The organism is Protofrankia sp. Cr2, assembly GCF_963555885.1.
Classification (GTDB): Bacteria; Actinomycetota; Actinomycetes; order Frankiales; family Frankiaceae; genus Protofrankia.
The window spans coordinates 1-22,643 of the sequence record NZ_CAUVXG010000063.1; the positions used below are offsets into that span (position 1 = coordinate 1).

Consider the following 22,643-nt stretch of genomic DNA (forward strand, 5'->3'; position numbering starts at 1 on the left):
GGTCGCTCTAAAGCCATTACGGCCGTGGGCCGGTCGCGTCATGCCCCGACCGGGCACCGCCGACGACGCGGACGACCGCCCGCGGCTGGGCTCCGCACCCGGACGCAGGGCCGGTGGATCACCGGTGGCACAGCTCACGACCGATTCTGAGGTTGGGTTCTTGAGGTTGGGTTCTGAGGTGGGTATGGACGCGATACACGGATGTGAGGGAGCTCGGTGACCCGGAGAGCAAGTGCCATCGGCCGCGAGCGCGGCCGATGGACCGCACACGAGATCAGTCTTGACGACGCCGAAGACCTTGACGGGCTCACGGATCTGATGCGTGACATCTCGACAGAACTCGTCATCGCCTTCATCGAGGAGGACGACGAGTACCTGGGTATCGTTCGGGTGGACGGTGACGCCGGTGATCCCCGGGTCTTCCTGTCCGACCACCGGGTGTTGTTCACCTCGGCCCTGGCCGACCGGCTGTTCGCGGCCGCGCTGCCGCCGCCGGGCAGCACCGACATCGACGACGAATCCGAGGACCTGCTCGCAGGCGCGACACCGGCAGGCGACATCGAGCTGCTTGCAGACGTCGGCACCGACGCGGAGGCCCTCCTCGAGCTGATCACGGAGGAGGGCCTCCTGCCCGGGGACGTTGCAGCCGCGATCAGCGAACGCGCCGGCTGCGCGGACATCCTGGACGAGATCGGGAGCTGACATGACGGCCATGCGCGGCGACGCGGCCCGGTTCGCCGACCTGATGGGCGCCGCGCTGGAGGAAGCCGGGCGGACGTCGGCCACCGGGGACGTTCCGGTGGGTGCCGTGGTGGCCGGCCCGGACGGAAAGATCATCGGCCGGGGCCGTAACGCCCGCGAGGCCGACCAGGACCCGACCGCTCACGCGGAGGTGGTCGCGCTCCGTGCCGCGGCGGCGGCCACCGGCTCGTGGCGGCTGTCCGGAGCGACGCTGGTCGTCACCCTGGAACCGTGCACGATGTGCGCGGGCGCGCTCGTCCTCGCCCGGGTCGATCGGTTGGTCTACGGGACGCACGACCCGAAGGCAGGTGCGGTCGGGTCGCTGTGGGACGCCGTCCGCGACCCGCGTCTCAACCATCGTCCAGAGGTGATCACAGGCGTGCGGGAACAGGAGTGCGCACGCCTTCTCACGGACTTCTTCGCCGCCCGCCGCATCCCGCGACGAGCATCCGGTTAATGATCAATCGGATGGATTTCGCTGACGTCAGCGGTATGCGCGGGTCGGTCGGGTCCGTCGGATCGGTACCCGCTGGTGGGTACCCGCCGGCATAGCCGCTGCGTCCAGTAAGCTAGCGAGCGGTGGAGTCGCCTAGTGGCCGAGGGCGCACGCCTCGAAAGCGTGTGAGGGGGCAACCCCTCCGTGGGTTCAAATCCCACCTCCACCGCTCTGACCAGGCTGGTTGCACGGGCAGGCACACGGCCCGAAACTGCCCGTGGATCATCTGGTCTCAATTCCGGTCTCAGTTCTCGTCTCAGCGCTGGCAGGACGCTCGCGATGGACGGGTATCAGATCTGCCGGAGGTCGATCTCTGCTGCGAAGGGCGCCGTGACCATGACCACGCAGGGGCGACCATCTCCGCGGTCATGACGTACCTCCTGCGAACCTGGGCGGCAGGCCTGAGTCCTACCTGACAGCGTACTGTGCGCCTGCCGGGGGGAACGGACCCCCGGCTCAGGCCGGCTCAGGCCATGGTCTCCAGGATCGCTGCGATGTCCGCTGGTTCGGTGCACGGGTTGACGATCGCGAAGCGGGTCACCGTCTCTCCCTCGTGGACGGTCGGGGTGACAAACGCAAAACCCGACTGCAGCAGCTTCTCCGTCCACTCGTAGTACATCTCCGGCGCCCAGTTCAGGCGCCGCAGGACAACCACGGAGAGCTGCGGTTCGCGCACAAGCTCGACGTAGGGCAGCGCCCGGATCTGGTCGGCCGCGGCACGGGCGGTGGCCAGGGACTTCTCCACGGCGGCGCTGTAGGCACGGGTCCCGTGCACGGCGAGGGAGAACCAGAAGGGCAGACCGCGCGCGCGCCGGGACAGGCCGATCGCGTAGTCCGCGGGATTCCAGGCGTCCGGGGACTCCAGCACCTCGAGGTAACCCGCTTTCTGCGCATGTGCCGCGCGGGCCAGCGCCGGTTCCCGGTAGATCAGCGCGCAGGCATCGAACGGTGCGAACAACCATTTGTGCGGATCAACGATGAAGGAGTCGACATCCGCCACGCCGGTAAAAAGATGACGGACTGATTCCGCAGCCAGTGCGGCCAGTCCGTAGGCGCCGTCGACGTGTACCCAGATACCGCGTTCACGGGCCACGTCGACAATGCCGCGAATATCATCGACAATGCCGAACTGCGTGGTACCGGCTGTTGCCACGACGGCGAAGACCGTGTCGGACACGGCGGTACCGGCGGCGTCCAACGCGGCGCCCAGCGCAGGACCGGTGAGCCGTCCGTCCGGGTCCGTCGCCACAACCAGAACATCGACGCCCATGATTCGGGCGGCGGTCTCAACCGAGGAGTGCGCTTCGGAACCGCAGACGACACGCCAGGTCGTGGGTTCGGTCCCGGAACCCGCCGCCTGCCGCCCGGCCTGCTGCGCCACGTGTCTCGCTGCGACCAGGGCGGAAAGGTTGCCGACCGTCCCCCCTTGGACGAAGACACCACCCGCCTGGGGCGGGAAACCCGCCAGATCGGACACCCAGCGCAACGCCTGGTTCTCCGCGTAGACCGCACCGGCGCCCTCCAACCAGCTGCCCGCATATACCGACGAGGCCCCGACGACGAGGTCGAACAGGATTGCGGCCTTGGTGGGAGCCGCCGGTATGAACGAAAGGTTGCGCGGATGATCGACCGAAATGCAGGCCCTGGAGAGGACTTTGTCGAAAAGGTCGAGTACCTCGACGCCGCCCATACCGTCGGCGGTTATCGTCGCTCCCGCGGTGGCGGCCAGATCCGCGTGTGACCGAGACCCGTCCAGCGGGACCGGATGCAGACGAAGACGCTCCCGCGCATAGTCGACGACCGCTTGGGCCAGAATCTCGCTGTCCATGTCATACCGATGCACGGAGCAGAGTATAGCCAGACTCATCTGACAATAGGGACGCGATACCGCGGTAGCAGTATGTGCATTTCATGTGCATTGGTATACAAAGCGAAACAGCTGGAAAATAATACCGAATGACGACTGTCTTCGGATCGTGCACCGCGCCGGGACGGTCACGGCTGCGAGCCGAACCAGTGGTCAGCCACGCACACCGAGACGCACCGGGGCAGGCGGGGCACGCGACATCAGCCATCGACCAACTGACCGCCGATCAGTTGGTCGACAGCGCGACCGCAGTGCCGGCCGTGGAGCGCGATCACCCGGGTTCGGTCAGGCCACCCAGCGTGCATGACCCGTCATGATCGCGCGCCCGGCAGGTTTCAGACGTCCTGCTTGCCCCGCCGGCGAATGAGGAAACCGCCGCCGGCAAGAGCGGCCAGCAGGGCGATCAGCGCGAAACGCTTCATTGCGTACCTCCACGATACGGACGAAAGGCATTACAGAACATTCCAACACCGGCACCAGTACCTGGCGCACGAGCCATCCTGCACACGGGCAAAATCACCCTGGGTAGCTGGCCGAACCTGAGCATGCCATGTCCACAACCAGTTGGAAGGAAGGCGGCCCAGGATGTCGACCATCATACGGGCGCCGCCTGTCAACCGCCGCATCACCGGGTACCCCAATCACGATGATCTCAGAGAAGATCGCGAATGGAGATCGTCTGATCCCGGCCGGGGCCGACGCCGACCGCTGACACCGGCGCTCCGGCCAGTTCCTCGACCGCCTTCACGTAGTCACGAGCAGCCGGCGGGAGTTGATCGAACGACGTGGCGCCCGAGATGTCGTCGCCCCAGCCCGGCAGTTCCTCATAGATCGGCTTGGCGTGATGAAACTCGGTCTGGGTCATGGGCATGTCATCGTGGCGGACACCGTGCACGTCATATCCGACACATACCGGAACACGATCAAATCCGGACAATACATCCAGTTTGGTAAGAAAAACATCAGTCAACCCGTTCACACGCACGGCGTAGCGGGCGATCACCGCATCAAACCAGCCCGTGCGTCGAGCACGACCGGTGGTGACACCGAACTCGCCACCGACGGCGCGCAGCTCGTCGCCGACCTTGTCGGTCAGCTCGGTCGGAAACGGACCGGAGCCGACCCGGGTCGTGTACGCCTTGCAGATACCGATCACCCGCGTGATCCGGGTCGGGCCGATACCCGAGCCGGTCGCGGCCCCGCCCGCTGTCGGGTTCGACGAGGTGACGAACGGGTAGGTCCCATGGTCGACATCGAGCAGGGTGCCCTGCGAACCCTCCAGCAGGACGACCTTGCCGGCCCGTAACGCCTGGTCGAGGACGAGCCCGGTGTCGGCGATGTGCGGTCCGAGCAGGCGAGCGTATCCGGCGTACTCCTCGACGATGGCGTCTGTGTCAAGTGCCCGCCGATTATAGATCTTGGTCAGGATCTGGTTCTTGTCCCGCAGCGCCAGCTCCAGCTTGGCCCGGAAGATCCCGGGGTCAAGAAGGTCCTGGACGCGGATCCCGGTCCGGGCGATCTTGTCACCATAGGTCGGACCTATCCCACGGCCGGTCGTCCCGATCCGGGCCTTGCCAAGGTAACGCTCCGTCACCTTATCGAGCGCGCGATGATGAGGCATGATCAGATGGGCGTTCGCGCTGATCAACAAACGAGATACATCGATGCCACGGGCGGTCAGCCCATCCATCTCACCGAGAAGAACCCCTGGATCGATCACTACACCGTTACCGATCACGGGCACACAGTCGGCACGTAGCACGCCGCTTGGGATCAGATGCAGAGCGTAACTTTCCTCGCCGATGACAACCGTGTGTCCGGCATTGTTACCGCCCTGGTAACGGACCACGAAGTCGACCGCCCCGCCAAGCAGGTCGGTCGCCTTTCCCTTGCCTTCATCGCCCCACTGGGCACCGATCAGCACGAGCGCAGGCACCGGGCGAGGTTACCTGGCCCGCGGGGCGGAGCGGGCGCGCGGGCAGCACAGCGTGATATCGATCAAGATCGAAGGGGCATGGATCATGCCTGCCCGATGCGTGCGGACACTGCTGCGCGCACCCGTCAGTCACAACGACGATCACGATCGTTTCCCGCGCCCAGAGGGCTTGGAATCCCCTGATGCGCCCTGGATGATCGCGACGAGTGGCCGTCGGTCCACGTTCGCGACACGATTGATCGTCTAAATAAAGATCCTACTTGCATTACCAAGAGTTACTGTGGAGGCTGTTCCGGTAACAGGAGTAGTCAATCGGGACGGGGGTGTCACGGTGGCCGCTGTCGCCGCCCGATCCGTGCGTGCCGAAGGCTCCGGCCGGAGCACCGGCACGGCGGACGACCTGGCATCGGAGCACGCTTCCGCCGGCCACCGGCGGCACGAAGAAAAGAGCATCACGCCGCCGTCGGCCCGGTCGGCCGCTTCGCCGCATCCATCCGACAGACCCGCATCAGCACCGCCGGTCGCGCCGCCGACGCCGACGCCGGTCGGAGACCAGCCTGGGAGAGGTCTGACCACCCTGAATCTGCCTGACGCCCCCCTGCCTGCGGTGGCGCAACTCGACGGCGGCTCACCGGACGACACGCCGCCCGTCGCGACTCCACCAGCCGATCGCAGACCCGACAGCCGGGTCGGTCCCCTCACGGTTCACTGGACACCGGCGTTGCGTACCAACATCATTCTCCAGTCACAGATCGCGAATCCGGTCGTCGGTGTACGCGCCTGGCCCGTCGGGTTCTCACCCATCGGTGACCTGCTTCCGGCCACCCTGCCCGAGGTGCTCAGCCGCGGCAGTCACGCCGTCCGCAGCGCCAACGAAGTCGAGGAACAACGCAAGGAGCGCGCGGACGCCATCGCCACCTATACGGTCGCGCAGATCGCGGAGTTTCTCGCCATCTGCGCGACCGAGGGCCTCACCCCGACCTTGGCGATCCGGGTGGTCGCAGACCGGCAACCGGATCAACCCCCGGATCAACCCGCCGATGCCGCGACGCCTCGACGTGGCCGGCGCACCCCGCCACGAGCCTGGCCGGTGCTCTACTGGCGCAACCAGAGTTTCCCGTACACCGGCCGCTCCCTGCACCTGTTCGTGGACGCCTCCGGACAGACCTTCGAAAGCCGCGAGGACCCCGGTCCGCAGGCCGTCCTCGGCCGCGACGTCCGGGTCTGGCCGGTCGACGTTCACACCGTTATCGGGTCCATGGCGGAAGTCGACGCCCGGCGGTGCGCCCATCAGCTCGTCTACGCCATGGCGCACCTGCTGTGGAATGCCGGCATCAGCCTGTAGCGCCGGTGGCAGCCCGGTCCGTTCGCGCATCCGGACGGGTTCACGCGTCCGGATGAGGTGGTCGGCACGGGCGCTACCCTGTACCGCGTGCCCCCACCCACCGACCGCGACGCGGTCACGACCCGCTGCCGGCCGACCGGGCGGTGGCGGGTGGCGAGGTGAAGGTCCTCGTCGTCGGTTCGGGAGGCCGGGAGCACGCGTTGTGCCGGGCGCTGTCGCGCGACCCGGCCGTGGGCGCGTTGGTCTGCGCCCCCGGTAACGCCGGCACCGCGCAGCTGGCACAGCCGCGTCCACTCGATGTCGCCGACCCCGATGCTGTGGCCGACCTGGCCGAGGCCGTCCAGGCGGATCTGACCATCATCGGGCCGGAGGTACCCCTGGTTGCCGGCGCCGCCGACGAACTGCGGGTCCGGGGCCTGCGCTGCTTCGGGCCGACCGCCGCGGCCGCGCGGTTGGAGGGCAGCAAGGCATTTGCCAAGAACATGATGCACGCCGCCGGGGTCCCCACCGCGGCGTCGCGTGATCACATCGAGGTCGAACCGGCCCTCGCCGACCTCGACGAGTTCGGTCCGCCCTACGTCGTCAAGTACGACGGTCTCGCCGGCGGCAAGGGAGTGACCGTCACGACCGACCGGCGCAGCGCGGTGGCGGCGGTACGCGCATGCCTGCGCAACCCCGATGACCGGGTCGTGATCGAGGAATATCTGGACGGGCCCGAGGTCTCCCTGTTCGCGATCGTGACCGAAACCGGGGCCGTCATTCCGCTGCTACCCGCCCAGGACCACAAGAGGGTCGGGGACGGCGATTCCGGACCGAACACCGGCGGGATGGGCGCCTACACCCCACTGCCGTGGGCGCCGCGCGGGTTGTCCGCCCAGGTCGTGCGGACTGTGATCCAGCCCACCGTGGACGAGATGGCCCGTCGCGGCACCCCCTTCTGCGGCCTGCTGTACGCCGGCCTTGCCCTGACCTCCCGCGGTGTGCGGGTCGTCGAGTTCAACGTCCGGTTCGGTGACCCCGAGGTACAGGCGATCCTCGCCCTGCTGGCCACCCCGTTGACCGATGTCCTGTCCGGCTACCGGGCGCCGGTGTGGCGGTCCGGTGCTGCCGTCACGGTCGTGGTCGCGGCGGCCGGTTATCCGCAGGCGCCGCGGCTCGGCGATCCGATCATCGGTCTCGACGCCGCCGGAGCCCTCACCGGGGTGGATATCCTGCATGCCGGAACCCGCCGGGACGCCGATGGCAGGATCGTGTCGTCCGGGGGCCGCGTGCTGTGCGTCACCGCCAGCGGCCCGCATCTGGAGGCTGCGAGAGGATCGGCCTACGAGGCCGTCAGCCGAATCTCCCTGGCTGGCGCGCACTACCGGACCGACATCGGGGACCCGTCGCGGCTGGGCCCCTACGGGCCTCCGGTCGTGCGACAAAAACCATGATCGCACGACCTTTGTAGCCGGGACAGGCCCTCACGACGTACCGAGAAAGTGAGTGAACGAGCAGGTATGAACGCGACCGACCAGACCGGCTCAACCACGTTGCCGCCCAAGGTGGCCATCGTGTTCGGCTCCCCGTCCGACGCACAGACGATGAGCAAGGCCGGCGCGACGCTGGAACGTTTCGGCGTCCCCTACGAACAGGTCTCGCTGTCCGCTCACCGTGCCCCTCATGCCCTGGCCCGGTACGTGGGTGAGCTGCCGACCCGCGGGATCGCGGTTGTCATCGCCGGCGCCGGGCTCGCCGCCGCCCTGCCCGGCGCGGTCGCCGCGCTCACGACGCTGCCGGTGATCGGCGTCCCGATTTCGGGCGGGGCGCTGGACGGTATGGACGCCCTGCTCGCCATCGCGCAGATGCCGCCCGGCGTGCCCGTGGCCACGGTCGGACTGAACAACTCCACGAACGCGGCCGTGCTGGCCACCCAGATCCTGGCTCTGAACGATCCGGACCTGCGCGTCCTGCTCACCGCGTTCAAGGACGACTTCGAGAAGGCCGCAGCCGAGGGCCTCGCCGAGATACTCCCGCCGGCCTGACGGCTTGTCCCAGGCTCGTCACAGGATGGGCGCGGGGACGTATGCCGCGGCGTCGGGGTAGCGACGCACGACGTCCTCCACCCTGGCGTGGAAATCCGCGACCTGCGCGCGGGCGGCGCCCGTGAACGCGAGTGGCTCGGCCAGCACGGACGACAACGCGACGGCGTCCAGTCCCAGCCGTTCGTCACCGGCGAGCCGCTTCATCAGATCGTTGTGGTCGGCGCCCTTCTCCCGCATCGCCAGGGCGACCGCGACGGCATGCTCGCGGATGACCTCGTGGGCGGTTTCCCGCCCGACCCCGCGGCGCACCGCCGCCATCAGGACCTTGGTCGTGGCCAGGAACGGCAGGTTGCGGTCCAACTCGCGGGCGATCACTGCCGGGTAGGCCCCGAAGTCGTCCAGGATCGTCAGGAACGTCTCGTAGAGTCCGTCGGCGGCGAAGAAGGCGCCTGGGAGCGCCACCCTGCGCACAACCGAGCAGGACACATCCCCCTCGTTCCACTGGTTCCCGGCGAGTTCACCGGTCATGGTCGCGAATCCGCGCAGCACCACGGCCAGGCCGCCGACCCGCTCACACGAACGCGTGTTCATCTTGTGTGGCATCGCCGACGAGCCCACCTGGCCCGCGGCGAAGCCCTCGGTGGCCAGTTCATGGCCGGCCATCAGTCGGATGGTCACCGCGAGGCTCGCCGGCGCCGCCGCAGCCTGCGCCAACGCGGTGAGGACGTCGAAGTCCAGCGACCGTGGGTAGACCTGGCCGACGTTGGTCAGCACCCGTCCGAAGCCGAGGAACTCCGCGATCCGCCGTTCCAGCTCGGCCAGTTTCGCCGGATCCGCGTCCAGCAGGTCGAGCATGTCCTGGCCGGTCCCGACCGGACCCTTCATCCCACGCAGCGGGTAGCGGGCGAGCAGCTCCTCGACCCGCTCGAACGCGACGAGCAGCTCCTGACCGGCGGACGCGAAGCGCTTGCCGAGCGTGGTTGCCTGCGCGGGCACATTGTGGCTACGTCCGGTCATCACCAGCGTGTCGTACGCGGCGGCAAGCTGCCCGAGCCGGGCCAGCGCCGCCACCATCCGATTCTGGATCAACACCAACGAGCTGCGCACCTGGAGCTGCTCGACGTTCTCGGTGAGATCCCGCGACGTCATGCCCTTGTGCACGTGCTCATGGCCGGCAAGGGCGTTGAACTCCTCGATCCGGGCCTTGACGTCATGGCGCCGGATCCGCTCCCGTTGCGCGATCGAATCGAGGTCGACGTCGGTGAGGACCCGCTCGTAGTCTTCGATCACACCCGCGGGGATGGCCAGGCCCAGGTCCCGCTGGGCGCGCAGCACCGCCAGCCAGAGCCGGCGTTCCTGGACGACCTTGTTCTCCGGTGACCACAGGCTGGTCAGTTCGGCCGAGGCGTAGCGGGTCGCCAGCACATCAGGGATCACGGACTTGGTCGCCATAGAGGCCATCGTGCCCCACCGGCGGTTCGCAATCCCCAGCTCGGGCTCCTCACGCCTCCAGACCTGACACGAGTGCCCCCGGACCTCACCCGAGTGCCGCCGGACCTCACCCGAACTTTCGAGGTTTGTACGATCAAAAAGAGCCTCACAGTCGGACAAAGCTCGAAAGATCGCGGCGGACGACAGCCAGCAGGTGACGGCGGACAGGTGACGGCGGACACCGGCTAGTGGATGATGACCTCGAAGGCGATCATCACGAGGCCGAGCGCAGCGCTGCTGCCCGCGTACACGACCAGCCGCCAGCCGGTCAGCTGACAGGCCCGGCCGGCCACGGTGCCCCAGGTCGCGAGCAGCACCACCGACGTCCACAGCGCCGCCTGCTGGGCGCCCACCACCGAGGCGCCCTCCGCAGCGGCGATGCCCAGCGCCGCCATCGGCGGCACCGCTGCCTGCACAATCGGCCAGTGCTCGGCCAATGCCCCGCGGACCTCGCCCAGCGACGGCTTCGTGCCCGTACTGAGCCGGCCACTGACGACGCGCGAGTAGCCGTGCGCGAGCCAGAACACCGTGACGGTCACGGCGACCGTCAGGAAGACTTCATAGATCTGGGTCTGCTCCGGGTCCTCGGCCGCGACGACGGCCGCAACGAGAATGGTCCCGTAGATCGCGTTCGCAGGGTCACCAGTCGCCAGGATCAGCCAGCGGACGATGCCCCGACGCCATGCCGGCCCCTCGGACTGCGCGGGTGTCGTGTCCTGCCCGGCGCGGCCGTCCACGGCTGTCACCGATGAATGTCGCTCCGTCACGATCCCCCTTATGCCCGCTCCCGGGGCCACCGACGATGCCGGCCGACCATGCCCGCACCAGACCTGGACGGCTATGATTCGTTCACTTACCGTCACCATCGTCGGTCACACGTAGGGAGTCCGCATGTCGGGGACCCCCACGCCGGCATCGGTTCCGGCATCGGTTCCGGCGCGACTCGATACGGTCGGCGAGGCTCGATACGGTCTCGGTATGCCGCTGACGCATGAGGAGTTCGCCGGGCTGACCCACCTGGGATCCGGCAAGGTACGGGAGCTGTTCGCCGTCGGCGACGATTCGGTCCTGCTGGTCGCCAGCGACCGGATCTCCGCCTTCGACGTCGTGCTGCCCACCGACATCCCGGACAAGGGCGCCGTCCTCACCGGACTCTCCCTGTGGTGGTTCGACCAGCTCGCCGACATCGTGCCGTCCCACCTGCTCAGTGCGAACGTGGACGAGTACCCCGATGAGCTCGCGCCCTATTCCGAGCAGCTACGCGGCCGGTCGATGCTGTGCCGACGGCTGTCGATGGTGCCGATCGAGTGCGTGGCCCGCGGGTACCTGACCGGCAGCGCACTCAACGACTATCGGCGAACCGGCTCGGTCAGCGGCCACACCCTGCCGACGGGACTCCTCGACGGCAGCAGACTGCCGCTGCCGATATACACACCGTCGACGAAAGCCCCGGTCGGCGAGCACGACGAGAACATCAGCCGAGCGGACGCGGCCACCCGCGTCGGCACCCAGGTGGCCGCCGACCTGGAGAGGCTCACATTGACGATCTTCGGACGCGCGACCGATCTCGCCGCCGAGCGCGGCATCATTCTCGCCGACACCAAGTTCGAGTTCGGCCATGACACCGACGGCGTCCTGCGACTGGCCGACGAGATTCTGACCCCGGATTCATCCAGATTCTGGCCGGTCGACAGCTGGCAGCCAGGGCGCTCGCAGCCGTCCTTTGACAAACAGTTCATTCGTGACTATCTGATCTCCACCGGCTGGGACCGCTCCGCACCCGGCCCCGAACTGCCCGACCCGGTCGTCGAGGCCACCCGCGACCGCTACGTCGAGGCGTACGAGCGCCTGACCGGTATGTCCTTCGCCGACTACCTGGCCACAGCCTAGGGCCTGTCCAGTCAGACGCCCGGTCAGCGGCCGGTAGACGTCCTCGCGACGAGGGCGAGTCCGCCATCCGATGGGCACCCGGTATCGACGGGTCGACCTCATAGGGACGCCGCCGGTGGCTCGCCACGCCCGGACGGCGTGATGATTCCGCCGCCGACGGGCAGGATCGAGGATGAACCGATCCATAGGTGAGCTTTCGGATCATCACGACAAAGATGGACGGGGTGCGATGTGCGGTGGGTGACAGGCGAGCGCGGGCGATTGTGGGCGCGTTACGCTGACTGCCGACGTCCGGTACCCCCACGAGGACTGGAACGACACTGATGGCCACAGCCCGAACCACGACTTCGACGCGCCCCCGACCGTCCAACGGCGGGAAGCCAGCACTGGTACGCAACCGCGCCGACCTCGAGACGCTACTACATTCGTCACCCTTAGCACCGATGGAAACGCGTGCAGTCGTGATGACGATGGGGGCGTTGCACGCCGGGCACAGCGAACTGATCCGGGCGGCCCGTGCGCGTGCCGATCAGTTGATCGTAACGATCTTTGTCAACCCGCTCCAGTTCGGCCCGAGGGAAGATCTTTCGCGCTACCCCCGGATGCTCGATGCGGACCTGGAGATCTGCGCCGCCGAGGGGGTCGACGTCGTCTTCGCGCCGACGCTCGTGCACGAGACTCCACCCGCGGTCCGCGTCTGCGCCGGCCCACTCGGTGATCTGCTGGAAGGCTCACGTCGTCCCGGGCACTTCGACGGCGTTCTCACGATCGTCGCGACGCTGCTGCACCTCACCAGTCCGCAGGTGGCCTTCTTCGGCAAGAAGGACGCCCAGCAGCTTGTCCTCATCCGCCGCATGGTGCGGGATCTGGCCTTTCGGACCGAGGTCGTCGGGGTGTCAACCGTCCGGGCACCCGATGGACTGGCCCTGTCCAGCCGCAACTCCTACCTGACGACCCATCAACACCGCGCCGCACTCGCGCTGTCACGAGCGCTGGCGGTCGGGGTGAGCGTCGCCGACGAAGGCCCGGACGTGGTGCTCGCGGCCGCCGGGAACGTCCTGGCCGCCGAACCGGGTGTCGACGTCGACTACCTCACCCTTGCCAGCCCCGATGACTTGACGCCGGTGCGTAGCGGCCAGGCGCTGCTGCTGGTCGCAGGCCGGGTCGGCACCGTCCGACTGATCGACAACATCGAGCTCACGCTGCCTGAGGAGGCCGGCTGACCGTGTTCCGGACCATGCTCAAGTCGAAGATCCATCGAGCTACTGTCACCCAGGCCGATCTGCACTATGTCGGCTCGGTGACGATCGACGTCGATCTGCTGGAGGATGCCGACCTGCTGCCCGGCGAGCAGGTCACAATCGTTGACATCGACAACGGTGCCCGCCTGGAGACGTACACGATCGCCGGCCCACGCGGCAGTGGCGTCATCGGGATCAACGGCGCCGCGGCCCGGCTCGTCCACCCCGGCGATCTGGTGATCATCCTGTCGTACGCGGTCATGGCCGACGCGGACGCCCGCAGGTTCGCCCCGCGGGTCCTGTTCGTGGACGGCGCCAACCGGGTCGTCGCGCGCGGGGACGACCCGGCACAGGCAATCCCGGACGACCCGTCCAGCCTGCGTGGGGACATCGTCAGCCAGCACGCGGTGATCCAGCACACGGTGAACCAGCACACGGTGAACCAGCACACGGTGAACCAGCACACGGTGATCCAGCCGACGATCCCGACGGCAGGGCAGCTGGCATCGGCTACCCAGGCATCGGCCGGCCAGGCGTCGATCGGGCCGGCATCGTCCGGGCAGCGGGTTCGTACGTGACGGTCCTGCCGTGTCAGCTTGGTGCGCACCGACCGGGGTGGGCACGCGAGGCCGACATCGTCGTGATCGGATCCGGGATCGCCGGGCTGACCACCGTTCTGCATGCCCGCGCGGCCGTACCCGGCGGTCGGGTACTGCTGGTCACCAAGGCACGCCTGGACGAGGGCTCGACCCGATGGGCGCAGGGTGGCATTGCCGCGGCACTCGCCCCGGAGGACTCTCCAGATGATCATCTGACCGACACCCTCGTGGCCGGGGTCGGGCTGTGTGACGTCGATGCGGTCCGGATCCTGGTCACCGAGGGCCCGGCCCGGGTATGGGAACTCGCCGACCTCGGCGCCTCGTTCGACCGTGACGACTCCGCGGGCGGGTTCGCGTTGACCCGGGAAGGTGGGCACCTGCGCAACCGGGTCGTGCACGCCGGCGGGGATGCGACCGGCCTGGAGGTGGAGCGGGCCCTGATCGCCGCGCTACGGGCGGATCCGGGCGTCGAGGTGATCGAACACGCGCTCGTCCTCGACCTGCTGCTGGACGCGGACGGCAACGCCGCCGGGGTGACCTTGCACGTCCTCGGCGAGGGGACAGCGGACGGCGTGGGCGCGGTAACCGCCCGCGCAGTGGTCCTCGCGACCGGTGGGATGGGGCAGGTCTTCGCGTCGACCACGAACCCGCCGGTGTCGACGGGCGATGGCGTGGCGCTGGCCCTGCGCGCCGGAGCGATCGTCACCGACCTGGAGTTCGTCCAGTTCCACCCGACCGCGCTGTGGCTGGCCGGACCCGGTGGCGATGCGGCTCCCGGTCACAGCGACCCCGTGTCCGGCCAGCAGCCGCTGGTCAGTGAGGCCATGCGCGGCGAGGGCGCCCGGCTGGTGGACGCCACCGGCGGCGCTGTCATGGCCGGCGTCCACCCGCTGGCGGATCTCGCCCCGCGCGATGTCGTAGCGAAGCAGATGTCACGTGTGATGGCCGCCCAGGGCGTCGACCACCTGTACCTGGATGCCCGTGGGCTGGGCCGGTCCACGCTGCTGCGCCGCTTTCCGACGATCACCGCGCGCTGTCGGGCCGCCGGAGTGGACCCGGTCAGTACGCCGATCCCGGTCGCCCCGGCGGCGCACTACGCCAGCGGTGGTGTCCGGACGGACAGCTGGGGCCGCACCAGCGTCCCCGGTCTCTACGCCTGCGGTGAGGTCGCGTGCACAGGCGTGCACGGCGCCAACCGGTTGGCGTCCAACAGTCTGCTGGAAGGGCTGGTCTTCGCCGCCAGGATCGCCACCGACCTCGCCCGTGGGCTGCCGACCCCCGCGCGGCCCGCGGACCCGGTGGTGGGACGTGGCTCGGCCGGGCTCACCGACCCCGTGGCCCGCGCGGACCTGGCCCGGGCGATGGCCGACGGCGCGGGGGTGCTGCGCAGCGCGGAGAGCCTGCGGACCACCGCCAGGACGCTCGCCGCCCTCGGGGAATCGCGGCGGGCCGGCGGGGGCACGGTCACAGCCGGGCCGGATGCGTGGGAGATGACCAACCTGCGGACGGTCGCCACCGCGCTGGTCGCCGCCGCGGCGCTGCGTCAGGAGACCCGGGGCGCTCACTGGCGAGAGGATTTTCCCAGCGCCGACGATATGGCGTGGCGTGGTCACGTCCTCACCCGACTGGACGCGGAAGGCGGCTTGTCAGTGACCTACGAGGCGGCGAACGCTTCACGTGACGTGGACGCGCCGGATAGTTCGACTGCATCGCGCAGCGCAGGCGCGGGTGCCGGCAGCGGCGCTGCCGGGCGTGCCTCGGACGCGGCCTGATGCCCGTGTCGGCTGCGATCCGCGACGCGCTGGTATCCGCCGGACTCGATCCAGGTATGATCATCGAAATCGTGCGCCGGGCCGTCTGTGAGGATCTTGCCGACGGCCCGGCGGGAGCGGTGGACGCGACCTCGGTCGCAACCGTGGCGCCCGACCTCCAGGGCCGGGCCGCGATCGTCTCGCGGGCGCACGGGGTGGTCGCCGGTCTGCCGGTAGCGGCGGCGGCGTTCGAGATCGTGCTGACCGAACAGTACGGGTCACGGGATGACGTGGCCGGTATCAAGCCGGCACCGCGGTCGGTATCCGAACGCGCCGGCGGCCTGAAGATCACGATCAGCGTTTCGGATGGCGATCGGGTGAGCCCGGGCGACGCCGTCCTGACCGTTGCCGGCCCGGTGCGCGCTCTGCTCACCGCCGAACGCACCGCGCTGAATCTGCTGTGTCACCTGTCCGGGGTTGCCACCGCGACCCGCCGGTGGGTGGACGCGGTCGACGGTACCGGCGCAGCGATCCGCGACACCCGCAAGACCCTGCCGGGGCTGCGTGCCCTGGAGAAGTACGCGGTACGTTGCGGCGGCGGGGTCAACCACCGTATGTCGCTGGCAGACGCCGCGCTGGTGAAGGACAATCATGTGATCGCCGCGGGCGGGGTGGTGGCGGCGTTCACCGCGGTGCGCACACGTTTCCCCGGTTTGACGGTCGAGGTGGAATGCGACACGCAGGCCCAGGTGGCCGAGGCCGTGGCGGCCGGCGCGGACCTGATCCTGTGCGACAACATGAGCCCCGACGAACTGCGCGAATCGGTCACCCTCGCCCGCCCGGCCGGGGTGAGGGTCGAAGCCAGCGGGGGCCTGACGCTGCAGGTCGCGCGCGTGGTCGCCGAAACCGGCGTCGACTTCCTGGCGGTGGGTGCGCTGACCCATTCCGCACCCGCGCTGGATCTCGGTCTGGATCTGAGTCTGGATCTCGTTCTGGATCTCGTTCTAGATCAAGGTTTGGATCAAGGTTTGGATCAGCATCTCCAACCGAATCAGGATCGTGATCTCTGATGCTGCTCGCGGTCGACGTCGGTAACACCAACACCGTCCTGGGAGTCTTCGACAACGACGATCTCATCGATTCCTGGCGGATACGCACCGACCCGAACGCCACCGCCGACGAACTGTCGTTGCTGTTCCGTGGACTGCTCCGCGGCTACGACGTCGACGGAATATCGGTCTGCTCCACGGTGCCGGCGGCACTGCGCGAGATCCGCCGCATGCTGGTGCGAACGTTCGGCGGGATACCGGCGGTCGTGGTGGAGCCGGGCACCCGCACCGGGGTGCCGATCCTCATCGACAATCCCAAGGAAGCCGGCGCCGACCGCATCATGAACACCCTCGCAGCCCACCACCTGTACGGGGGGCCGGCGATCGTCGTCGACTTCGGGACGTCGACGAATCTGGACGTCGTCTCCAGCCGGGGTGAGTTCCTCGGTGGCGCACTCGCTCCCGGCATCGAGATCGCCCTTGACGCGCTCGCGTCCCGGGCCGCACAGCTGCGGAAAGTCGAACTCATACCGCCACGTTCGGTAATCGGGAAGAGCACGGTGGAGGCACTGCAGTCAGGGATGATCTACGGTGTGGTCGGCCAGGTCGACGGCCTGGTACGCCGTATCGCCGAGGAGCTGGACACCGAACCCGTGGTCATCGCCACCGGGGGGCTTGCATCCCTCATCATCGCCGAAAGCGAGACGCTGGCGCACCACGAACCGCATCTCACCCTCATCGGCCTGCGGCTGGTCTTCACCAAGAACACGTAAACAAGGTTTTCGACCCCCAGGTCAGAACCGCGACATGCCTTCCGGCCGGAACCCCGCGCATCGCGGGTGGCATGCCATCCATCTTCAAGATCCACCTGGGAGCCCATCCGTGGGCGACTGGTGGTCGACGCTGCAGAGGAACTCCTCAGTCTCCCGTGTGCTGCGGTGCTCATCGCCGAGCGTCCGCCGCTGTCGGATCAAAGTGTCGGTGGCCAGAGCCCGCGCAGCCAAATGATCACCAAGAGCGAACAGGTCGCGGGCGAGGTCATACGCCGATCGCAAAGTGTGATGATGGTCGTCACCGAACAGCCGCCGTCGGCGGGCCAGGGTGTCCTCATCCAACGCCCGCGCCGCCTGTAGATCGCCAAGAGCGGACAGGTCGCGGGCGAGGTTGGAAGCTGACTCCAGGGTATCGGGATGGTCGTCACCGAATAGCCGCCGGCGGCGCGCCAGGGTATCCTCCTTCAGCGCTCGGGCCGCCTGAATCTCTCCGAGGGCGGACAGGTCGAGGGCAAGACGGGCGGCAGACGTGAGCGTGTCGGGGTGGTCATCGCCCAAAAGCCATCGGCGGCGTGCCAGGGTATCCTCGTCCAATCCCCGCGCCGCGTCGAGATTGCCGAGATCCCGTAGGTCAGCTGCGAGGTTGGATGCGGACAGCAGCGTGCTGAGGTGGTCCTCCCCGAGCAGCCGGCGCTTCCGTGCCAGCGTGTCCTCGTCCAATGCCCGCGCCGCGTCAAGATCACCTAAGGTATGCAGCCGGAAGGCGAGGTTGTTCATCGACCGGAGGGTGTCCCTATGGTCATTGCCGAGCACGCGCATTCGACGGGCGAGAGTGTCCTCGTCCAACACCCGCGCCGCCCGGTAATCACCGAGATTTGCCAACCCCCGGGCGAGACCCGACGCCGCGGTAAGAGTATCTGGATGATCAACTCCAAGGGTTGCAGCCCACTGTTGGTGGAGACGCGCATTCAGTTGGTGGGAGGTCCGGTAGTCTCCGCGACCCCGAAGGTAGTCGGCGGTGGTCAGCAACAGTCGTCGCACGCCGCCACCGATATCGGTGGCGGAAGCCCCTGTATGCAGAGCGGGTGCGGCCAGAACGTGGGCGGCCAGGGCCGCCCAGTCCTGCCAGCCGGCCGGATCGCGGAAGTCACCGGGTGGCATGGCCGCGGCAAGCAGGTCCCGAGCCCGGGCGGCCGTGGTGGCTGCATGGTCGGTGGGGAGGTGCGTGCGGACGACTACCTGCACCAATCGGTGCAGGATGATGCTGGCGTCGACACGGCGGGCAAGCCCGTAGCGGCGGATGGCTGCGACCACGTCGTCGAGGTCGTCGTCGATGGCGACAGTCCGTAGTGGTTCATCCAGGTGGTCAGGCGTGAACCACGACAGGGGGATCGGTTCGGGGCCGAGGTAGGCGGCGAGCTCAAGGAGCTGGATGGCGGCCGGCGTGGTAGTACGCAGCCGCTCCAAAGCCAAAGACCAACAGGTGTCGATCGTGCCGCCGTAAGCAAGATCCTCGCCTCGGGCAAGCATCGTTGCCCGCCTGGATCGGAAGCGGGTCAGGTAGTCGGCTGTCGTCGTGCCAGTTGCCTCGAGGTAGCCGGCGGCCTGTTCGAGTGCCAGGGGAAGCAAGCCCAGTTCGTCCGCCAGTTCAGCGGCCACCTCGGCGTCGAGGCCGTGGATTCGGCGCTGCAGGAACCCCACTGCTTCGTCCCGCGTGAACACGTCGATCTCCACCGGCGTGGCCATCGCTCCCCATACCGGATTGCGGGATGTGATCAGAACATGGCCGCCGACGCTGGCCGGGAGCCATGGACGTAGGTCGGCAGCGACTTCGATGTTGTCGAAGATCAGGAGCCAGCCGTCTCGGCGGGCCAGCGCCGTGAGCACGGTGTCAGCGTCGGTCGCCGTTCCGGTTACCGGGAGATCAAGGTGGGGGGCCAGTGCGGCCAGCTGGTCGCCGATGAGGGTGGCCTGTTCGGCGCTCACCCACCACACCAACTTGTAGTTAGCTGCGCACTGCCAGGCATATTCAATCGCGAGTTGTGTCTTGCCCACCGCCCCCAGCCCATGAAGCGCGACAGCGGCGAGCCCACTCACGTTGCTGGCGAAGGTGCTGGTGATCCGGTCGAGGATCTGCCGACGGCCGGTGAAGGTTGCCAGGCGACCTGGCACCTTCCATACCGCGGGAAGCACGGTAGGCCCTGGGCCAGAAGAGGGCTGCGACGGTTGCGGATTCCTATCCGGGGAGAGAATCCCGAGGGCGGTAAGCTTGGTCGCAACCAGTTCGGCGAACTGTTCGGGGTCACGCCCTCGCAGATCGATCGCTACGAGGTCGGAGAGCAGGCCGGGTAGGGGCGTGTCGTCAAAGCGGGCTGGGAGGACGTACTCTCGCCGTTCGCGTACCGCCCGGTTGAGAGCGGCGCGGCGTTCCAGTCTGGTCCAGTCCCGGGACGCGTAGTCGGCGGAGACGAACACCACCACAGCCGCTGCCTGCTCGGCGTAGATATCCGGGAGCTCCTCGGCCAGGTAGCGGCCCCACAGCTCAAGTTGTTCGTCGGCGTCGTAGAAGCAGCGCACGCCCCGCGCTTTCAACGCTGCCGCGACACGCTCGACGTAGGCGCGCTGCGCGCCAGCGAACGACAACGCTACTTCCCACCGCTGCCCTGACGCACCAGTCCCAGATTCCCCGCTCATGGTCGGCAATCCTGCCAGGGCTGCCGACGCACACTGGCCAAGTGGTCGTGCAGCACCGCCTGGTCGCTGATCTGGGCGCCGAGAGCGCACTCATGAGCTGATGACGCTCGAGGCGTACTCGACCCTGATCAACCCGTTCGACCAGCGGCATCGGCTCGAAGAGCAGCCCGAGCTGTGTGACGCCTGCGATAAGGGAACCATGATGTTTGAAGAGGACTTCCTCGAGTACATGGATTGCCGCGATCCCCTCCACGACCCAGTGATGTCTATTTTCCCTCGTCAGACCGGAGCGCGGACGGAAGATACTTGCTGTGCGTGTCGCGCAGATACTGAATTCCCTGATCCCGGCTGCTGCGGTATTCGAGATTCCGGGCGACGAACTTCAGGCGGTGCTCGGCGTCACCGATGACCTCCGCCCAGGTTCTCACCTGTATGCTGTATCTTCCTGATCTTTGAATAAATCCGTGCGGAAGCGAGTCCTGGTTACGGCGCATCTCGGCATATTTGTCCACTCTGACGCCCACCACCCAGAAATCCCAGAAAACGTTGGCCTGGGTGAAGCGTGGGTCATCGAGGACCGCGAGTGCGTAGGATTCGATCTGATTGATCTGCGCCACGCCGATATCGATCTTCGGTCGTTTCAGCTCGATGACGATGTGCTCGATACGATTCTGATGCTGTTCGACCTTCCGGGACAGTACAAGGTCAGGAATTGCTTCTCGACCGTCAGCCCGCCGTGGCGGGGTCCGCGAGTCGGTGAAGTCGATGTCGTCGCCGAGGATCTCGGCGTGTCCTCGAAGGACCTGGAGGAGTCGGTCGTCGTCCCCGGTCAACGCGTACTCCTCGGCGAAGATCCACGTCTCTTCGGCGAGGATGCGGTGCAACTGGCGGCGTTCGAGTGTCTGCCTGTTGCTTTCCGTATCGAAGACCAGTGCATTGAGCCCGGCGAGAAAATCCAGCCGGTCACCGATTTTTCGTGACGTGCTGATGAGCGTGGAAAGCGTGGTGCGGTCCAGGAGCCTGGCGAGCTCATCTATTCGGTCGCTTGGAAGGTCAAGAACTTCGGTGAGTATGCGTCGCAGGCCGGTCGGGTTGGACTCCAGGGCTTCGCGGACCAGATGAAGGGAGAACTTCCGCGCTCTGGGATCGAGCCCGTCCAGGATTCGTGCCGCGCTGAGCGCAACCACGTCGAATGTCTGCTGTTCCGCTTGCTGAAGATGTGTGGTTGGTTCGTCGACATACGGGTACGTGCTATCGTCTTTCCATTTCTGGACGAGGGCATGCTGCCTGTCGACGGTGACCCGAGACATATATCCGCCCAACTTCCAGCAGGTCAAGGGGCGTGCGAGCACTCCTCTCGCACGTCCGGACCCGCAGGGACTCTGGGCCTGCCCACTGGATCTTCGATGGCATCGAGCAATATCCGCCGGACAGGCCCTTGCAGGACTGCCAGTATAGATCACGAGTCCAGGTGATCAGTTACGAGGCAGACACAGACGCCGTGCCCGTGGTCGGTGCGTCCGGTGCGGTGGCGCTCCGGTTCGGCCGGGGCGATCGACTGGGGTTAGGATTGCCGCATTACGCTGGGGGATGTATGAGTGAGTTTGTGATGGTGGATGGTGGACGCCGACACATGACGACTGTCGCGTCGTGATCATCGATGAGGCGCAGGTAGCCGCGCTGCTCCCCGGCTACGACCTGGGCACCAAACTGGGTGCGGGCGCGTTCGGGCTGGTGTTGTCGGGCCGGCACCGCGACCTGAACCGTGATGTCGCGATCAAGATACTGTCCCCGGCGCAGGAGAACGCGCCAGGTGGTTTCAAGGCCGAGGCGCGGATCCTCGCTGCCATGGATCATCCGCATGTGGTGCGGGTCTATGACTATGTCGAGGCCGACGACCTGCATCTGATCGTCATGGAGTTACTGGGCGGGGGGACGCTGAGCCGTCGACGCACGGGGATCTCCCCGGAGGGTGCCTGCGCGGTCGGTCTGGCGGCGGCCGCAGCGCTGACCTGCGCGCATAACCAGGGAGTACTGCACCGCGACATCAAGCCCGACAACATCATGTTTGACGCCGGCGACTTACTCAAGGTCACCGACTTCGGGATCGCGAAGATTTTCGACGGGTCCGCGGCCACCGCGAGCATGCTCATCGGGACCCCGAAGTACATGGCGCCGGAACAGCTTGTCGGGGGCCGGTTGGGGCCGCCGACCGATCTCTATGCCCTGGGTGTGCTTCTCTACGAGTTGCTCGTCGGGGCGCCGCTGTTCGATCCGGGGCTGCCCTCGCATGCCCTGGGCTATCAGCACCTCTACGCGCCGCCGCCGCCGCTGGTGGGTGTACCCGCGCCGGTGGCTGAGGTGGTTCTGCGGACTCTGGCCAAGGATCCGGCCGTCCGCCAGCCGTCCGCTCACGCCTTCGCTCTCGATCTTGCCCATGCGGCCGGCAGCGTCTACGGCCCTCGGTGGACCGCCCGCGCCGGGATCGGAGTGCGCCTCGACGACGACGTCCGCGAGGCCGCCGACCGCTCACCTCAGTTCAATCGCCAGCCGCCGGCTCCCGCCCCCCGCCCACCGGCGCCGCCGACCGCGATCAAACCATCGTCACCGTGGACGGTCTCGCCCCCCTCATCGTCGCCGGCCGGATCCACACCGCGCCCACCGAACCCCGGCTACCAGAACGCACCCGGCTATCCACCGAACCCCGGGCAACAACCGAACCCCGGATATCGGGGCACTGAATCCT

17 protein-coding genes, 1 tRNA gene and 1 pseudogene are annotated in these 22,643 nt (G+C 67.6%); 13 read left to right on the forward strand and 6 right to left on the reverse strand.

All coding sequences use genetic code 11. The features are described 5' to 3' along the window. Positions 1-216 precede the first annotated feature (216 nt). The 3 genes from U9978_RS20610 to U9978_RS20620 all read left to right on the forward strand — a co-directional run bounded on the left by U9978_RS20610 (position 217) and on the right by U9978_RS20620 (position 1,406). Positions 217-702 (forward strand): tRNA adenosine deaminase-associated protein, encoded by a 486-nt coding sequence (locus U9978_RS20610; RefSeq protein WP_322762787.1) that lies wholly within the window; start codon positions 217-219, stop codon positions 700-702. A 1-nt stretch (position 703) separates the two neighbouring features. Further along, positions 704-1,198, forward strand: coding sequence for a tRNA adenosine(34) deaminase TadA (gene tadA / locus U9978_RS20615; RefSeq protein WP_322762788.1), 495 nt, complete (start codon positions 704-706; stop codon positions 1,196-1,198). Between the two features lie 121 nt (positions 1,199-1,319). Beyond that, positions 1,320-1,406 (forward strand) — tRNA-Ser (locus tag U9978_RS20620). A 297-nt stretch (positions 1,407-1,703) separates the two neighbouring features. Here U9978_RS20620 and U9978_RS20625 read toward each other — a convergent pair. Further along, on the reverse strand, positions 1,704-3,065 hold the full coding sequence (locus U9978_RS20625) for a pyridoxal phosphate-dependent decarboxylase family protein (protein ID WP_322762789.1): 1,362 nt from the start codon (positions 3,063-3,065) through the stop codon (positions 1,704-1,706). 691 nt (positions 3,066-3,756) lie between these two features. Beyond that, complete coding sequence (locus tag U9978_RS20630) at positions 3,757-5,040, reverse strand: adenylosuccinate synthase (protein ID WP_322762790.1); 1,284 nt, start codon at positions 5,038-5,040, stop codon at positions 3,757-3,759. A 331-nt stretch (positions 5,041-5,371) separates the two neighbouring features. On the opposite strand from U9978_RS20630, the gene U9978_RS20635 reads away from it, so the two are divergent. The 3 genes from U9978_RS20635 (at position 5,372) to purE (ending at position 8,409) form a co-directional block, all read left to right on the forward strand. Further along, entirely contained in the window at positions 5,372-6,385 is a 1,014-nt protein-coding gene (locus U9978_RS20635) for a hypothetical protein (protein ID WP_322762791.1), read from the forward strand. Positions 6,386-6,543: 158 nt separating this feature from the next. Further along, the gene (gene purD / locus U9978_RS20640) at positions 6,544-7,818 is read left to right on the forward strand and encodes a phosphoribosylamine--glycine ligase (protein ID WP_322762792.1); all 1,275 of its coding nucleotides are present in this window, start codon (positions 6,544-6,546) and stop codon (positions 7,816-7,818) included. A gap of 66 nt (positions 7,819-7,884) precedes the next feature. Then, a complete protein-coding gene (purE, locus tag U9978_RS20645) occupies positions 7,885-8,409 on the forward strand; it encodes a 5-(carboxyamino)imidazole ribonucleotide mutase (protein ID WP_322762793.1) in 525 nt (174 codons plus the stop codon). An 18-nt stretch (positions 8,410-8,427) separates the two neighbouring features. Here the strand turns inward: purE and purB are convergent, their stop codons facing one another. Further along, positions 8,428-9,861: an adenylosuccinate lyase gene (gene purB / locus U9978_RS20650; protein WP_322762794.1), complete on the reverse strand. Its 1,434-nt coding sequence runs from the start codon at positions 9,859-9,861 to the stop codon at positions 8,428-8,430. A gap of 224 nt (positions 9,862-10,085) precedes the next feature. Then, complete coding sequence (locus tag U9978_RS20655) at positions 10,086-10,646, reverse strand: hypothetical protein (RefSeq protein ID WP_322762795.1); 561 nt, start codon at positions 10,644-10,646, stop codon at positions 10,086-10,088. 232 nt (positions 10,647-10,878) lie between these two features. Between U9978_RS20655 and U9978_RS20660 the strand changes: the two genes are divergently transcribed. The 6 genes and pseudogenes from U9978_RS20660 (at position 10,879) to U9978_RS20685 (ending at position 17,203) form a co-directional block, all read left to right on the forward strand. Beyond that, on the forward strand, positions 10,879-11,790 hold the full coding sequence (locus tag U9978_RS20660; protein ID WP_322762807.1) for a phosphoribosylaminoimidazolesuccinocarboxamide synthase: 912 nt from the start codon (positions 10,879-10,881) through the stop codon (positions 11,788-11,790). 323 nt (positions 11,791-12,113) lie between these two features. After that, entirely contained in the window at positions 12,114-13,013 is a 900-nt protein-coding gene (panC, locus tag U9978_RS20665) for a pantoate--beta-alanine ligase (RefSeq protein WP_322762796.1), read from the forward strand. A gap of 2 nt (positions 13,014-13,015) precedes the next feature. Then, positions 13,016-13,426 (forward strand): annotated as a pseudogene (gene panD / locus U9978_RS20670) (aspartate 1-decarboxylase); the annotation flags it as partial. Between the two features lie 179 nt (positions 13,427-13,605). Next, positions 13,606-15,402 carry an L-aspartate oxidase gene (locus tag U9978_RS20675; protein ID WP_322762797.1) on the forward strand — a complete coding sequence of 599 codons (1,797 nt, stop codon included), beginning with the start codon at positions 13,606-13,608 and terminating at the stop codon, positions 15,400-15,402. Continuing rightward, complete coding sequence (gene nadC, locus U9978_RS20680) at positions 15,402-16,451, forward strand: carboxylating nicotinate-nucleotide diphosphorylase (RefSeq protein ID WP_322762798.1); 1,050 nt, start codon at positions 15,402-15,404, stop codon at positions 16,449-16,451. Before U9978_RS20675 ends, nadC begins: the two co-directional genes overlap by 1 nt. Further along, positions 16,451-17,203: a type III pantothenate kinase gene (locus tag U9978_RS20685; RefSeq protein ID WP_322762799.1), complete on the forward strand. Its 753-nt coding sequence runs from the start codon at positions 16,451-16,453 to the stop codon at positions 17,201-17,203. Before nadC ends, U9978_RS20685 begins: the two co-directional genes overlap by 1 nt. An 84-nt stretch (positions 17,204-17,287) precedes the next feature. Here the strand turns inward: U9978_RS20685 and fxsT are convergent, their stop codons facing one another. Then, positions 17,288-19,897, reverse strand: coding sequence for an FxSxx-COOH system tetratricopeptide repeat protein (gene fxsT / locus U9978_RS20690; protein ID WP_322762800.1), 2,610 nt, complete (start codon positions 19,895-19,897; stop codon positions 17,288-17,290). A 266-nt stretch (positions 19,898-20,163) separates the two neighbouring features. Next, on the reverse strand, positions 20,164-21,084 hold the full coding sequence (locus U9978_RS20695; RefSeq protein ID WP_322762801.1) for a hypothetical protein: 921 nt from the start codon (positions 21,082-21,084) through the stop codon (positions 20,164-20,166). A gap of 463 nt (positions 21,085-21,547) precedes the next feature. Here U9978_RS20695 and U9978_RS20700 point away from each other — a divergent pair. Continuing rightward, on the forward strand, positions 21,548-22,643 hold a 1,096-nt coding region (locus U9978_RS20700), incomplete at its 3' end, for a serine/threonine-protein kinase (RefSeq protein WP_322762802.1).